This is a genomic window from Vibrio sp. 1CM24A (assembly GCF_023161725.1).
Lineage (GTDB): Bacteria > Pseudomonadota > Gammaproteobacteria > Enterobacterales > Vibrionaceae > Vibrio > Vibrio coralliirubri.
Genome location: NZ_JALNTS010000002.1, coordinates 714,060 through 730,267 on the forward strand (window position 1 = coordinate 714,060; position 16,208 = coordinate 730,267).

General features: G+C 42.9%; 10 protein-coding genes. 3 read left to right on the plus strand and 7 right to left on the minus strand.

The features are described from left to right. Nucleotides 1–172: 172 nt before the first annotated feature. From MSG38_RS07250 to MSG38_RS07260, 3 genes are all read right to left on the minus strand, one after another. Complete coding sequence (locus tag MSG38_RS07250) at nucleotides 173–1,315, minus strand: MFS transporter (RefSeq protein ID WP_248401423.1); 1,143 nt, start codon at nucleotides 1,313–1,315, stop codon at nucleotides 173–175. A gap of 556 nt (nucleotides 1,316–1,871) precedes the next feature. After that, on the minus strand, nucleotides 1,872–2,798 hold the full coding sequence (locus MSG38_RS07255; RefSeq protein ID WP_248401424.1) for a hypothetical protein: 927 nt from the start codon (nucleotides 2,796–2,798) through the stop codon (nucleotides 1,872–1,874). A gap of 298 nt (nucleotides 2,799–3,096) precedes the next feature. Continuing rightward, on the minus strand, nucleotides 3,097–3,969 hold the full coding sequence (locus MSG38_RS07260; RefSeq protein ID WP_248401425.1) for an alpha/beta hydrolase: 873 nt from the start codon (nucleotides 3,967–3,969) through the stop codon (nucleotides 3,097–3,099). 492 nt (nucleotides 3,970–4,461) lie between these two features. On the opposite strand from MSG38_RS07260, the gene MSG38_RS07265 reads away from it, so the two are divergent. Genes MSG38_RS07265 through MSG38_RS07275 form a run of 3 tightly spaced genes read left to right on the plus strand, consistent with a single transcriptional unit; the run spans nucleotide 4,462 to nucleotide 9,570 of the window. Next, nucleotides 4,462–6,816, plus strand: coding sequence for a hypothetical protein (locus tag MSG38_RS07265; protein WP_248401427.1), 2,355 nt, complete (start codon nucleotides 4,462–4,464; stop codon nucleotides 6,814–6,816). Next, entirely contained in the window at nucleotides 6,794–7,687 is an 894-nt protein-coding gene (locus tag MSG38_RS07270; RefSeq protein WP_248401428.1) for a toll/interleukin-1 receptor domain-containing protein, read from the plus strand. Before MSG38_RS07265 ends, MSG38_RS07270 begins: the two co-directional genes overlap by 23 nt. Before the next feature lie 23 nt (nucleotides 7,688–7,710). Continuing rightward, the gene (locus MSG38_RS07275; protein WP_248401430.1) at nucleotides 7,711–9,570 is read left to right on the plus strand and encodes a hypothetical protein; all 1,860 of its coding nucleotides are present in this window, start codon (nucleotides 7,711–7,713) and stop codon (nucleotides 9,568–9,570) included. Nucleotides 9,571–9,962: 392 nt separating this feature from the next. Here the strand turns inward: MSG38_RS07275 and pheT are convergent, their stop codons facing one another. From pheT to MSG38_RS07295, 4 genes are all read right to left on the minus strand, one after another. Next, entirely contained in the window at nucleotides 9,963–12,350 is a 2,388-nt protein-coding gene (gene pheT / locus MSG38_RS07280) for a phenylalanine--tRNA ligase subunit beta (protein ID WP_248401431.1), read from the minus strand. An 18-nt stretch (nucleotides 12,351–12,368) separates the two neighbouring features. Further along, on the minus strand, nucleotides 12,369–13,352 hold the full coding sequence (gene pheS, locus MSG38_RS07285) for a phenylalanine--tRNA ligase subunit alpha (protein ID WP_004734764.1): 984 nt from the start codon (nucleotides 13,350–13,352) through the stop codon (nucleotides 12,369–12,371). 309 nt (nucleotides 13,353–13,661) lie between these two features. Continuing rightward, complete coding sequence (locus MSG38_RS07290; protein WP_248401432.1) at nucleotides 13,662–14,771, minus strand: diguanylate cyclase; 1,110 nt, start codon at nucleotides 14,769–14,771, stop codon at nucleotides 13,662–13,664. Nucleotides 14,772–14,973: 202 nt separating this feature from the next. Then, the gene (locus MSG38_RS07295) at nucleotides 14,974–16,206 is read right to left on the minus strand and encodes a hypothetical protein (protein WP_248401433.1); all 1,233 of its coding nucleotides are present in this window, start codon (nucleotides 16,204–16,206) and stop codon (nucleotides 14,974–14,976) included. Between the last annotated feature and the right edge of the window lie 2 nt (nucleotides 16,207–16,208).

Genomic DNA, 16,208 nt, shown 5'->3' on the forward strand with positions numbered 1-16,208 from the left:
GGCTCCATCGATTTGACTCAAAAAACTAAGGTCCCGTAATCGCTAGGCCTTGGTTTTATCTTCTAACGGCTAGACTATCTTTTAATAACTACCGCACCCAACTTCACCGCTTTCATCAACGTTAGGTGAACTGCTTTGGTTACTCTAACAATAGGAAATGACCAGTCAGTCGCTATTGGTTCTGTAGCCTATTGAATCCATTAATTCGCTGATGAAGCTGCGTGCCCATAGTCAACGACACAAACAGGCTAATCAAAGCAATCACTGCTCCTGTAACAAACACCCATTGATAACCAGACATCCAGATTATTCCCAACAAAAATGGTAGGAACACCGCTGCAATATGGTTAATGGTAAACGACAAACTCGCCGTTGAAGCCACTTCATCTTCCCTAATTGTCTTTTTAAAGTAGGTGTTCAAAGCTATCGCAAAACTAAAAATGATACTGTCGATAACATATAGCCCCGCAGCCGCATAATGATCATCCACAAATGCGTAAGATAGGAACACCAACACTAACGCGGCATACTCAATGATCAAAGCTAACTTCTCTCCTACTCGATCGATAAATCTCCCAACATAAGGTAGAGCAAGCGTCGCAGCTAAGCTGGAGACCATAAACAGAGCGGCCATCATCGCGATCGTATATTGAAACTTGGTCACCATTAGTAAGCCAGCAAATGCCACAAATATTTGTCTTCTTGCCCCACTCAAAAAAGTAAGAATGTAATAGGTCGTGTACTCTCGTCGGACAATGAGTTTGGTGTGTTGCTTCACCTTTGTGTGAGTATCTTGGAACGTGAGCAAATAGACCGCTAACCAGAAACATATTGCTCCACAAATAAAGAAAATAGCCTTATCTGAAACATCAAACAGATAGCTCGCGACCATGATGCCTAGAAAGGTCACCATCGAGAAAAAAGAGGCTGCAGAGCGAATCTTTCCCATTGATTCACTAAAGTTCTCAGTCGCTAACAATTGTGTTGAGAGTGATTTGTTCACCGCCTCTAAATAATGGAAACCAATAGACATGATCGTCGTGCTGAAATAGAAGCCATAAATCGAAGGCAAGTACCCTGTCACTGCAACACCTAGCCCTAATGTTGCAACCGACAGTACCGCGACTCTTTGTTCTGAAGCGATGAACAACAGAAACAAAACAGTAAATGAAAGCAAGCCTGGGATTTCCCTAACACTCTGCAATACCCCCACATCAGCACCAGTCATACCAACAGTATCGACAGCGAAGTTATTCATCACAACTCGCCATCCAGTATTCGCTATCACTGACGCGATAGCGATAATAACCAACATCGCGAATGAGCTCCGCGATGTTAAAAGCCTAAGCCAGAGAGTCATTTAAGCCGCCGATTCTAAAAGAAAATTTTGAATATGATCGCGCATGAATAAAGCCGTTCTTAGTTTTCCGTTCATATTCAGATCCTCAAAAATAATGGTATGTTCTGAGCTTTGTAACGATATGCAACTAAGAAAAAGAACACAGAGACAATACAACTCGCTAACAAGTTGTTACACGATCGTTTTTAGAATGTTACTTCTTGATATTGGTAAGTATTCAGAGAGGTTTTACTTATTTGAGACATTCATTGGAGATTGTTATTTGTCACTGAACATACAGCTGCACTGGCAACGATCGGTATTCAGTTCCTCCCCTTTCCCGCTACCAACAAGAGATTGGAGATGTAAACCAAGGGGAGGTTAGGAGGGGATTTGTAGCGGATTCTTACGTGCATCTGCCACTTTGTTTTGCTCGCTCTACAGAACACAAAAAGGCCTCGCACACGCGAGGCCTTGTTTTATCTGCGTTCCAACGAACGAGCAGCTAGCAATTTACGATGGTAAAACCAAATCAACTGGAGAGCCATTCATCCAGAACTTTGATGAATTTAGGGTTGATTAGATAGCCGATGGAAGCGTGCGGATTACTTTTTCCGTTGCGAATATTGAGGTTATAAATCGGGTGGATATCTTTCATTCCGCCGGGTATCAGATCCAGTTTGAGCATATCTTTAAAGTCATTTCTAATTTTGCTGTCATGAGAGATAAAATCATCTTCTGCCGATATGTTTATCCATTGCTGAATGTTTAAAGGATACTTCTTCTCATCATTCAAGCGGCTCCCTTTTAGCCGGTCCTTTACGTTTTCATCGCCTAACGGTGACCCAAGCGTAAGCAATAAGTTGACCTTCTTGTCCGCACCATAGTCGTGTCTATACTCTCCATAATGAGACAACTTCCATAACACGTCATAACTGATCATCGACCCAAGGCTGTGCGATACAATCATCACATCATCTTGATTATCAAGCGCTTCTTTCAGTTCAACCATTAGCCTATGCCTGACATCGCTACCAAAATAGGTATCTTCATTCCAATAATGCGCCATGTCCGGCGCGACCTTAGTTATGAGTGTCTCAGCCACACCCAGTTTTCCAAATAGCGATGAAAAAGTATCTGCTAACGCCTCTTTTAGAAAACCAATTTTAGATACCTTGTTATACGTTGTTTTATTGAATTGGCTTGTCTTGTACTTTTTGAGCTCAGACAGTGCTTGCTGTCGACTTGCAGGGTCTTCCGTTGGTTTCTCTAACAATGTGTTTGATAGTTCACCGTAATAGACAAACCGTTTATCGACATCTTTAAAAGCTTGTAATGAACTTGAGTCTCCACAATCTCGCTGCAAGCCATGTTCTATAGCCTCGTACCAGAGTGCTTGAAGGGGAGCTTTATCGGGCTTTTGAGCGCGACCATGAATGAATATGATTTTCTTAGCCATAGCAGGACGTCCTAAACACATAGTTAAAATTATTATCAGTAGAAAGCACCACTAGATTCGGTCAGCCCTTACTAATCACAGTGGTGCTAATTACGTATCTAGGAGTAGTTGATAGAGCATTTATATAACTATGAGGCCGCCGTTTAAGGACCATAAACGAATGAACGATGCGATCATTACTCGCAAATTGAAATGAATGTATCTAGCAAAACCTCCAACTACCAAAAAGGCCTCGCAAACGCGAGGCCTTAGTTTTATCTATCAACGATTACATCTATCATTTAACAACTACGGCGCCCTACTTCACTGACTTAACCGCTTTCATCAACGTTGTGTTGAACTGCTCAGGTTGCTCTAGCATTGGGAAGTGGCCTGAGTCTTCAATGTAGTAAATGCTGTAATCCTTAATGTGTTTCTTGTTCGCTTCTGAATCGGTTGGCCATAGGCGAGCGTTAACCAATATTACTGGCACATTCACGTTCTCATATACGCGGTGTGCTTCACCTGTTACGTATTGGCCTAGATAATGGCGGAACTGATTTATCGCGATAGCTGGTGGCGCTGAAGCCATGTCTTGCGTTGCCCAATAAAGTAAATCGGCATCTACGTCTTTTGGTAGCGAATCTTTCACGAATACCGTGATAGCATCTTGGAAGTCTTCTTCAAACGCTTTAGTCATTGCATCTAAGTCGCTTTGTGAAAAAGCTAATGCAACATTTTGCGATGTGTCGACTCCGATAATGCCCTTCACTCTTTTCGGCATCAGTTTAGCGGCTTCTGCAATAACACCACCCGCCATGGAATGACCGACTAAGATGACGGATTCGAGTTGATCTTTCTCGATGACGGCTTTGATGTCTTCAGCGAATGCAACCATGGTGTACTCTTCACGGTTGAACGATGAGTTACCATGCCCTGCTAAGTCCATAGTGATCACTTGGTACTGTTTTGAAAACTCACTCACTTGGTTTTGCCATAGCCTGCTGTCTAAGCTCCAACCGTGAATAAAGATCAGCGCCGTATCCCCACTCCCACTTTCGCTATACGCAATTTGCTCACCATCGTGAGATATCGCAATACCATACTTAACCGTTGAATCATGAGCCATGGCACTAATGCTACCAAGAACCATAAATACCAAGAATGTGATATTTAAAATTAAGCGTTTCATAGTGTCTCTCTACTTACTTTAAGGGAACACAGAAAGTGTCCCTCTCAATCAATGTAGTCACTATAAAGTGTGAAGTTGTAGTCAGGTCAAGGGTGGTTTATATAAAGAGAACTTTTCTGAAGTGAAGAGTCGCCAACTCGTTTTCGCCCCGTTCAGTGTCAGCGATACACAAACTTTTGAACCAGCCTGAGATAGATTTCCCTACTTTTTCTACCTGAAACATGTCCGCTAATCTCGGACCTTACCAAACACTTCAGGAGTTGGCTTGTGTGTTCAACCATTAGGGCACACTTCTTGGAAAGGCATTGAATTTATTGAGGTATATATCACTTATGGTGTTTTGAACTACTTGTAGAAAATTGATACGATAACCTTCTGGATTTGCAATATGTTTTATATTGCGAACATATACCTTTGGGATAGTTTGTATTCGTTAAATTTGTAATCCAACATTCATCTACCTTAATCAATGTCATAGGCAAGGGATTGACCATGAGTAAAATCTTGTGTTACCAAACGCTCTCGGAAGAGCAATCAAATAAAGAAGAAAAGCAAAAAACACCTCTAGATAATAAATACTATGTTGAATGGGGAGTCGGAAATTCATATGTCCTAGTTTGCGATGATGAGGATACTAGGCGCACTTATGAAAGACATTCAGATACTATAATTGGTGTTTATCCTTTACAAAAAACTAGGAATACTTTCATCACCATAGGGCTTGATAATAAAATTCAAGTTGGCAGCGTTACTGGTCGTAATTTGTGTTATCTGCAAGGGCATACAGATCGAATCCTTGGAGTTGTTGAGCTAGATAAAAATCGTATTCTAAGCGCAAGTACAGATGGCACCTTACGCTTATGGAATACGAAAAACGGTAAAGAAATTGAGTCGATGCCTGTAGATATCGATAGTTTTGATGCCATCAGTTTCTTTTCTGATAGAAAACACTTTTCAGTAAACGAGACTGATCGTGTTTCTATTTGGAGTGTTCAAGCGACCAAAACTTTAGAACTAGAAGGCTTGAAGGATAAAGTTAATTCCGCTAATCGTTTAGCAAATGGTAATTGGTTAGTGAGTTATCGCAATGAAAACGACTACCAAGACCGGAAATATCCAAGTATTTGGAGTAACACGGGCAAGCCACTTCACACTTTTGAATTTGATTTTTGTGTCTTCAATGATGTTTACCAGATTGAGCAAGATCAGATTTTGGTAAAGAAAAATAATGATTGTATCTCTTTGAGAAATAGTGAAGGTCAGGAAATCGCCTGTCACGTATTTGATAAAGGTGTCGTGGATATTTTTAGCTCTCTTCGTAATGGATTATATGAGGCAAATAATCATATTGAAGCTTATCCCGGAATTTTGGATTACGAACACATTCGTAACCCTATAGGTAGAAATCATAGTTTTGTTCCTCGACATGAACTAGAAGAACAAGACATTGACTTATCTAATCCCGAGCGCAAGCGCTTTTGGGATTTCTTTAATAGACCACTTTTCGCCCCAATTAAAACTGCGTTGAAAAACCCTATTCGTGTAGCCCGTTCTGGTATTGCACAAGTTGAAACATTGATAGAAATAAACGAACAAGAGTTAGAGCATCATATAAAGAAACGCAAAAGTGGTGCTAGTTGGGGAAAACTATGGCTATTACTTGGCTTTGTCTCTGGTGCCGGTGCCGGAACAATATTTGCGGCTTTTTTTCTAAGAGAGCCCGCGTTTGTTAATTTTGCTCAACTGATCAACCTAGAGGGACTATTGCAGAGTTTAAAGGTAGAAGAAGTATTGTTATCTTCAGGAGGGGTGTTTGTTTTGTGTTTGTTTGGCGCGCTAGCTTGCTTTAATAGCAGTTTGAAGAATAAGTCGCTGCAAAAACAGAAAGAAGCAAACCTTAAAGTCTTGTCTAGATTGATACCTGCATTTGAAAGTCTCATTGGTTACATTAAAGAATATCGAAATTCACTGTTAAAAAGTACTCCAGGGTTCTCTAACCCACAAGTTTACAGCGGTATTGAAGTATCAGAAGGGATTAAGTCTATTGTCAATGGTAGTTTGGAACAGACTGCCCTTGACGAGTGCGGACTAGAGCAAGAGGACATTATCGCAAGCGATAAAAAAGCCATCATACTTAAAGATTGGGCTCTCCTACAAAATTTAGAAGGCAAGGCGCATATTAGATCGAAGATGAATTTTGGGAACGCCAACAGTTTTTGGTCTGCAAACGGAGAGATGTTATTTGCTGTTCAATATATCCAGTATATCTTTTTAACCGAAGATAAGATCGATGTCTTTACCGCCTACTACGATTTTGTGAATAACAAGGTGATTGGTAAGGAAGCAAATGCCTTCTATTACAAAGATGTTACTAATTTCACTAAGCGAGAAGTTGAACGTTACTATGGTGAAGAGGGCCTTTCTGCGGTTGAAATTACGTTAGCGGTTGCAAGTGGTGAGAAGATTCAGCTAACGATTCAAAGTGACGAAAGTGCGGCTGCTCTAGTAGATACCGCTAGAAACAATGAAGATCTCTCTATAGCAGAGAAGCGAGATAAATTGCTTCGTGAGCGTGAGCAATATGAAGAAAATGAATCTTTGTCAGACCAAGAAAGAGCAGAAGAATTAAAAGCAATTGATAATGAAATCCACTTCTTGGAGAACTCTGGCGTTGAGCAAAATATTGCTCAAAATACTAACAAGGCTGATGCCGCTATTAGAAACATCCGAGCTCAATTGCGAGTGCATAAGAAGCAAGATGATTTGACAGGAAATCAAACAGAGTTGGTAAGCCGCAGCCCAAGTTTGAATGAAGAGACTCGAGATGAAACTATTTATCAGCTATAGCAGTAAAGATCACACTCGGGTTGATAAGTTGAAATCCGCACTGAGCAAACTAGACCATGAGGTCTGGTTTGCTCCAGACCAAATTGGCGCTGGATCTTTTTTCGCACGCGAAATTGATAAAGCGATGAAGAACGTGGAAGTACTTATTGTATTCGCCAGTCGTTATTCTGTTGGTGTAGACGGCAGCGAATTCTCGGGTTCAGAAGAAGTGATGACTGAAATTACTAAAGCACGAGAAAAAGGAATTCCAATCATTCCACTAAATTCTGATGGTAGTTTAGGGGTTGGATGCGCTGAAGGCTTTGATTATCTTTTGAAGAAGTATCAATGGATTGATATACAAAGCTATTTGAAATCCAATGCGTATGAAGATATAGCTGAGAACATAGGATACCAATTATCAGGTGGAGTCGCTAAAGCTGACAACTTTCATTTTGACAGGCAAATAGAGTTTGCTGAGAACCTTCTTAAGGAAAGACAGTTCTCCGCTGCATTTGATTTTCTTAATAATCTAAGGTTACCGGTATCTTATGAACCTACAGTTCGCCTTCTAAAAATTATCGCTTTTTTGCAGCAGAAAGTGGTGAAGAACATATCGAAGCAACAAGTTGACTATTTTGTTGAGGCTCTTGATGGAATCGGAGGGGAGTTAAAAATTCCTGCAAGCTTTCTAAAAGCATTGCTAAGCGAAAGCTACTACAAAAAAAATGGGTATGCTGATGTCACTGAGGGTTTTACTCGACTAAAACTGCAAGCCCGAGTAATTGGCAAACTTAAAGGTAAGTATCTATTAATGACGTCAGGTATAGTGCCTGAACAACCGTTATTGGCTCAAATGTGGCGAGAGCAATCTGGCTCTTATACAGACTGATTTTGTGAGTATCTACTTCTAATATGAATATAAGTCTAAATTCAGAATTGCAGACGGATTGTGCGGCTCTTCCTTTTATTATTGGAGTGTCCGGTCATAGAGATGTCAAATGCCTTAAAAACAGGCCGCAACAAGGTCTTGATGGAGTCAAGCAGGCCATAAAAACTTGTCTTTTAGAGTGGGCAGCTTATTTGGGCCCTCAAACCCCTGTCTGGCTGATGTCTGGTATGGCAGCTGGCAGTGATCTTATCGTGATTGAAGCTGCTGAAGAACTAATACATGAAGGTTGGAATGGTGGGCCTCTGAAAATAGTTCCTTGTCTTCCTATGCCGCAAAGTAACTTTGAGCTTGATTTTCCATCTGACGATGTATCGCTTCAGCATTTTCGCGCTTATCAAGAAAAGTATAAAGATAACGCTATTGTAGTTAGGAGTAGGCTACCAAAAAATCGTTATCAATCCGCATTGTTGGATAGAAACTACCTTGAGGATCGCAACAGCTTGTATCTAAATCAAGGTGCATTCTTGGCTCGTTATAGTAACGTGTTGCTTTGCTTATGGGACGGTCGTAATAGTTTAGGCTCAGGGGGAACCGGTGATATAGCTAAGCTAAAACTTGGGCTTGATGTGGAATGGTATATTGAGGATACATTTGTTAACCCTGCTTTGAGGCAACCTGAAAACTTTGAGCGTCATTTTAGTGGGATAGTTCAGCTCCTTGAGGTTGAGCGACAAACGCCATCACAAGACGCTAATCTAGTCGATCTTTTTTTAAGAATTGAACCCGAAAATCTGTCCTCAACGTTCCCTTGCTATGTTAGTAGCCAGACAAAAAAAGAATCTTTTGCACAAACAATTCAATCTAAAGACTTTTATAACTTAATTAGGCAATTGAAAAAATACAACGATGTTATTCAAGAGCCTACAAACAATGAATTGTTCGTTGAGCCTCACCCTGCCCTTAAAGAATGCAATTCAATTTTTACCCATGCTGACAAAATAGCTCAGACACATCAGGCGGCGTATCGAGGCAAGGTGTGGCTATTCTTTATCATATCCCTAGCCGGGTATGCCGCATACGAATTGGTTGGAAACTACTTGGGCAGACCTTTAGGAATAGGACTGAATGCTGTCATTCTAGTTGCGATATTTAGCTGTTGGTTAATGATACGAAGTGCTCGAGTTAAACAGTGGAAATGGAAGTACCAGATTAGTCGTGGTGTTGCGGAGGTCTTCCGTATTAGAGGTTACTTAAACTTAGCGGGGATTGAACCGGATAACCAGCCATTAATCTTACGTCGGCATAAGCGACGGGTTCCTTTATTTGATCATGCCTTAGTAATTGCTGAGATAGAGTGGTGGAAGTACCAATTTGAACCAGATTATGTTGCAGTGCATGAACACTGGCTTAAATCTCAACGACAGTTCTTAGACACTCGCATTACAACAAAGGGGAACATGGGTAGAAATGCCATTTTCAGGCGCCCTGCTATTGTCAGAGACTTTTTGAATACTTGGGCCAAGAACTTTTTTGTAGTTGCAATTACTTTAGGTGCAATGTTATTTGTTATTCAAGTTACACCATGGAAGGTTACTCAGGAATGGGCAAGTGGGGATGTTGGCTTTTTCATGATGGCTAGTATTCAGTATATTCTTATGGCAGCAGCTGCTACTGCACTTTGGAATGAGTTAGCCAACTATGCAAGTACAGTATCGGGATATGAAGAGTTGATTGAGTTGTATGATGCAGCTCTAGACATTATGGAGACTAATAACCTACCTTTGCTTAGCTCTACATTGCGAGCTTTGGCAAAAGAGGCTCTGTCAGAACATTGCGAATGGCATTACAACGAGTCTCAAAGCGATATTGAAAAAAGAGGGTAGGTGCGAGTTCGTCAATGAAAGGGGGTACTTTTGGGTGTGTCCTTGAATTATTCTATAAACAGTAAAAGACATGAGTTAGTTCGATACGTAAAACTATACAGTTAACAGGAGCTTCGCTTTCAAAAAAGTAAGTTTGATGTCATTAGTTTAAGTGAACTTTAAGTCTGTCGATTACTTTTTGTATGTGAGTTTCAACATTGGTACCCACCTTTGATTTGTGTTTATCTAGCAAGTTTCCTTTTGCCCTAACAAATTTTATCAAAAAGATAGCCATTCATCAGAAATTCAACCATGGAAATGTCCAATTTCGAGTTAGCGCCCTACTCCTTATTTGTCCCAAACAAAAAGGCCTCGCAATGCGAGGCCTTTGGTTTTCTATCTATCAGAAGAGATTAGTCGCGAAGTGCTGCGCCGAATTTCTCTGAGATTGAAGCTACGATAGCATCTACTGAACCAGCGATGTCTGCATCTTCAAGTGTGCGCTCTACAGACTGTAGGCTAAGTGCGATTGCTAGGCTCTTCTTACCTTCTTCAACGCCTTGGCCAACGTATACGTCGAACAGTTTAGCGCCTGTTAGGAATTCGCCACCAGCAGCGATACACGCTTCAACGATGTCGCCAGAAGCGACTGCTTCGTCAACAACTACTGCGATATCACGACGGTTTGCAGGGAACTTAGATACAGCTACTGCTTCTGGAAGCACGCGAGTGTTGATAGCTGCCCATTCGATTTCGAATACGATGGTGCGGCCGTTAAGACCAAACTTGCGCTCTAGTTCTGGGTGAACAGTACCAATGATACCCACTTCTTTGCCGTCTACTACGATAGCCGCAGTTTGACCTGGGTGAAGTGCTGGGTGCTTCGCTGCTTTGAAGCTGTATGCGATTTCGTTTGCAGAAAGCTCAAGAACGGCTTCTAGGTCGCCTTTAAGATCGAAGAAATCTACAGTGTTAGTTGCAATGTCCCAGTGCTCTTCGCCACGAGTACCAGAGATAACGCCCGCAAGCATCATTTCTTGGCGCATGCCGTTTTCAGCTGTTGCTTCAGGGATGAAACGTAGGCCTGATTCGAATAGACGAACGCGAGACTGTTGACGCTTCTGGTTGTGAACAACTGTGTTTAGAAGACCTTGGATTAGGCCAAGACGCATTGCTGACATGTCCGCAGAGATTGGGAATGGCAGGATTAGCGGCTCAACACCAGGTACAACAAGTTTTTGCTGTTCTGGTTCTACGAAGCTGTATGTGATTGCTTCGTGGTAGCCACGGTCTACAAGAAGGTCACGAACGCGCTTAAGCGGTTGGTCAGCTTCTTTGTGGTCATTCATTTTAAGTGCCGCTTTAGGCGCTTGGTTTGGAATGTTATCGTAACCGTAGATACGACCTACTTCTTCAATTAGGTCTTGCTCGATTGCGATATCAAAACGCCAAGATGGAGACGTTGCCGTCCAACCTGCGTCCGTAGTCTCAACTTGACAACCTAGGCGAGTAAGAATTTCCACTACGTCTGTAGATGGGATTTCGTGACCTAGTAGGCTGTCTAGCTTAGCGCGACGTAGAGCAACTACGTTTGCTTTAGGAAGATCAGCTTCAGATTCGCTGCCGTTTACTGGCGCAACTTCACCACCGCAGATTTCAACTAGAAGCTGTGTTGCACGCTCCATTGCTGCTGCTTGTAGCGTTGAATCAACACCACGTTCGAAACGTAGAGAAGAATCAGTGTGAAGGCCGTAAGCACGTGCGCGACCACGGATGTGATCCGGTGCGAAGAATGCAGCTTCAAGAAGAACGTCAGTTGTTTCAGTTGTAACACCTGAATCTTGACCGCCAAAGATACCAGCGATTGCTAATGCTTTGTTTTGGTCTGCGATAACAAGTGTGTTGCTGTTTAGTTCAGCTTCGTTGCCATCTAGAAGTGTTAGCTTTTCGCCCTGCTCTGCTAGACGAACCACGATACCGCCTTCGATCTTAGCTAGATCAAATGCGTGCATTGGTTGGCCTTGCTCTAGCATCACGTAGTTTGTGATGTCTACAACTGGGTCGATTGAACGGATACCACAACGGCGCAGTTTTTCTTGCATCCAGATTGGAGATTCCGCTTTCACGTTTACGTTCTTAACCACACGGCCAAGGTAACGTGGACAAGCATCAGTTGCTTTGATTTCAACAGATACTGTGTCTTCAATGCTTGTTGCAACAGCTTCAACTGCTGGCTCTGTAACGTCTGCGCGGTTTAGTACGCCAACTTCACGAGCAAGGCCACGGATGCTGAAGCAGTCTGCGCGGTTTGCTGTTAGGTCTACGTCGATAGTTACGTCGTTAAGCTCGAGAAGCTCACGAACGTCCATACCTAGCGTTGTGCCTTCTGGCAGCTCAAGGATGCCGTCTGACTCTACGTCGATACCTAGCTCAGAGAAAGAACAAAGCATGCCGTGCGATGGAACGCCACGTAGTTTTGCTTTCTTGATTTTGAAGTCACCAGGAAGTACTGCACCAACTGTAGCTACCGCTACAGTTAGGCCAAGACGACAGTTAGATGCACCACATACGATGTCTAAAAGTTCTTCTTCGCCGATATCAATTTTAGTTACTTGTAGTTTATCTGCGTCTGGGTGCTGACCGCACTCAACCACTTTACCTACTTTAACGCCGGTGAATTCACCAGCAACAGGTTCTACATCGTCAACTTCCAAACCAGCCATAGTGATTTGGTGAGCTAGCTCTTCGCTGTTAATTGCAGGTTTAACCCACTCGCGTAGCCAAGATTCACTGAATTTCATAGTTTTGACTGCCCCGGATTACTTGAATTGTTTAAGGAAACGAAGGTCGTTCTCGAAGAACGCACGAAGGTCATTTACGCCGTAACGAAGCATCGTTAGACGCTCTACACCCATACCGAATGCAAAACCAGAGTATTTCTCAGGGTCGATGCCAACAGAGCGAAGTACGTTAGGGTGAACCATGCCACAGCCTAGAACTTCTAGCCATTTGCCATCTTTACGTTTCACGTCAACTTCAGCAGAAGGCTCTGTGAACGGGAAGAATGAAGGACGGAAACGCACTTCAACTTCTTCTTCAAAGAAGTTACAAAGGAAATCGTTAAGAATGCCTTTAAGTTGTGCGAAGTTTACGTTCTCATCAACTAACATACCTTCCACTTGGTGGAACATTGGCGTGTGAGTTTGATCGTAGTCGTTACGGTAAACACGACCCGGAGCAATGAAGCGGAATGGCGGTTTGCCGTTTTCCATCGTACGGATTTGAACACCAGAAGTGTGCGTACGTAGCATTAGATCAGGGTTGAAGAAGAAAGTATCGTGATCAGTACGAGCTGGGTGATCGTCTGCGATGTTTAGTGCATCAAAGTTGTGGAATGCATCTTCGATCTCAGGGCCAGACTCAGTGCTAAAGCCAAGCTCACCAAAGAACTGTTCGATACGCTCAACTGTGCGAGTAACTGGGTGAAGACCACCGTTCTCAATGCGACGACCTGGTAGGCTCACATCGATAGTTTCTTCAGCTAGTTTCGCTTCAAGCTCTGCACGTTGTAGTGCGTCTTTGCGAGCTGCGATCGCTTGTTGAACAGCACCTTTCGCTTTGTTGATCTCTTGACCAGCAGTGCGACGCTCTTCAGGTGGAAGTTTACCTAGGCTTTGTAGTTGAAGAGTTAGTTCACCCTTCTTACCTAAATACTGAACTCGCACTTCATCAAGTGCGACTAACGAATCTGCTGTATCAATAGCAGTCGTTGCATTAGCAATGATCTCTTCTAGATGTTGCATCATTTCCTCATCTACCAGTTGGTAGTGTCCGTATCGGATGATTAGTTTTTTTAGATAGCTACACATAGTAATCAAACATGCAACCAATGCCAAATTGAATCGTTAAAAGAGCAAGTTATTGACTAAAAACACGGCAAATTTAACAGGATATTAATGAGGAATAAGAGGAAGTGGCACAAATACGAGTGCCACTCCTTTGTTTGGAAGTGAGCGGGGCTCTAGATTTGTAGAGAGCTGAGTTCTAAATCTCAAGTGAACCTAGATCTAAAACTAAAGCGAACTTAGATCTGAACTTCAAATAAACCAGTTTTAAATCTGAATCGAACAAACGCTGTTTTTGCCTGCGTTTTTCGCTAAATAGACGGACTCATCGGCGGCTTTAATTAACTCGTTCATTGAGCCGAATTCTTGGGTTATTTCAGCCACACCGACACTAATACTGCCAATCCAAACTTGATGACTGGTTTCAACCTCTAATTCAGACACTTTCTGGCGAGCCGTTTCCGCGATGTGCATGCCACCTTTGAGGTCGGTGTTAGGGCAAATAACCAAGAACTCATCGCCACCTAACCGGCAAACAATATCATCATTACGGAACGTATTTTTCAGTTCACGCGAGAGGGTTTGTAGCACCAAATCGCCTGCATCATGACCACTGGTGTCATTAATGCGCTTGAAGTTGTCGGCATCAATCATAATGCACACTAAAGGCATGCCCAGTTCTTTGGAGTCTTGCCAATGTAGCGCTAACTGTTTAAAGGCACTGCGGCGGTTAGGCAAATGAGTGAGTGAGTCTGTTAACGACAGTTCTTCAAGCTTCTTACTCGCTCGTTTCAATTCTGCCGTCCGTTCCTCGACTTTGTCTTCAAGTAACTGATTGAAGTGTAACAACTGCTTGTTTCGTTCAGAGACTTGTTCAAACAGGCCGTTCAGCGCAGCCAACAGCGGGACAGTCGCAGAGTCTTGTTGTTTTTCTTCTGCTTCAAAGGCTTGTAGAGGTGTTGCGCCCCCTTCTATGGCGGTCATTTGTCGCGCCATGTTTTGGTCGATGCCGAGGATGTGGTAAGCAAGCCAATGGATGAGGAAGTCCAATAACTGCCGTGCTGACACCTGATCTTCTTCCAAGATGAACGCTTGCATACTGTAGATATCTTGCATAAACACACGATGCGCTTTGACGTGTTCTTCAATGTGTAACTGATGTACACCGCAATCTCTCATCAAAGATTCTTCTTCTTTAAAGTGAAATTCGGCATAGCGTGTGAGATCAAGTAAAGCGAGGTTAATGTCGTCTATAGAGATTGTATTCTCTGACAAAAGATTTCCGTAGTGGTTGATAAAACCAACAAGGTATTGATGTTGTTCATCGACAACACCAATGCCTGTTTCAAAGTTTTGATCCCAATTAAATAAACTCATAGATCCCTTAGGGCCGATACCACCAGCACGATTCACATGCATATTCGGAGGTTATAGATACTCGAAAAATATAACCATCTTACCTGTGGGACTATTCGATTATTTGCTCTATTTTATAAAAAGATGACGTTGAACATTATAAATATAGCGCGTCTTAAATCTGAGACGCTCCCTTTAACAAGAACGCCCCACCAAACTAACACTAGAAATAATATTCCAACGCTACCTCAACAAAATCATCCTTTCGAGCGAAGAACAATAAGTCTTCTGGGGTTTCGTTCTCAAACAACCAAGCGTTTAATCGCCACTTGAGATTGTTGTTGATTCGGCTTGATGCTTCCAACTTGGCACTGTAGACATCGCTGTTATCTAAGTCTTGAGTAATACCTGTAAGCACTTCGGTGCCGTCTTCATCGTTCAAGGCAAAACGCGCGCCTAAGAACACATCGTTTTGGCCGATGGTTTGAGCATTGTTGCCTCGGCTGTCATACAGGTATTCCGCAATGAAGCCGATGTCCCAGTACGATTCAAGCGCTCCAACCCAAGTGTATTCAAAGCCTGTTGCGACGCCTGTGTGGTTGTCGTAACTATCGCGATAAATGCTTTCCAGCTTCCATAACCAGTCACCGATAATGCCCTGCACATCCAGTCCGAAGTGCTGCATTTGCGCGTAGTATGGCTTGAGTTGGTTGCCTTGCACACGGTAATAAGGGTCGCGATTTGTGCCGCTTAAGTAACTTAAACCGACATCCCAATCGCCGTACATTTGGCTATAACGCAATGCCACATCGACGTGCTTTTCTTCTCTCGAAGATTCGTACAACGCATCATCGGATACTGGCACGGTTGGTCTTAAGCGTCCGTCTTCGCCCGCAAAGGTACGCTCACGAAAATAAGGCAGTAACATGGCATCGATGGTTCCCCAGTCTTTGATTGAGGTAAAGTGCACCATAGGCTGACCTAACTTCGATTCGCCATCGACCGATTCAATGGCATCGGTTTGGTTTACCACATCCACCAAGTGCGCCGATTCGGTCACGCCCCAAAACACCTTGCCGACACCGGCTCGCAGTTCGTAATCATCCCAGTAAGTGAGATACAAGGCTTCACGAATATCACCATGAGTTCGTTCATCGTCTTCGCTGTCTAACCGATAAAACGGGGTGAAGGTAAAGCTGCCGTTGCCCTCTTGTTGTTCCCAATAAAACTCTGGCTGCAATACCAGTGAGCTTTGTCCTTTGTCTTGCCCTTGCAAACCGTCGCTAAAGAACTGCCTGTGTTCAAGGTTAACCTGCCCTGCTAGCTCCGGGGTGACCTGTTCTACGAACTCAGAGCTAAATCCAGCCGCCACACATGGCAACGACACCTGCATAAGCCCGACTGTCGCCGCCAAGGTTAAAGATAACTGCGTTCCTGTTAACACAATCCTTTTCATAT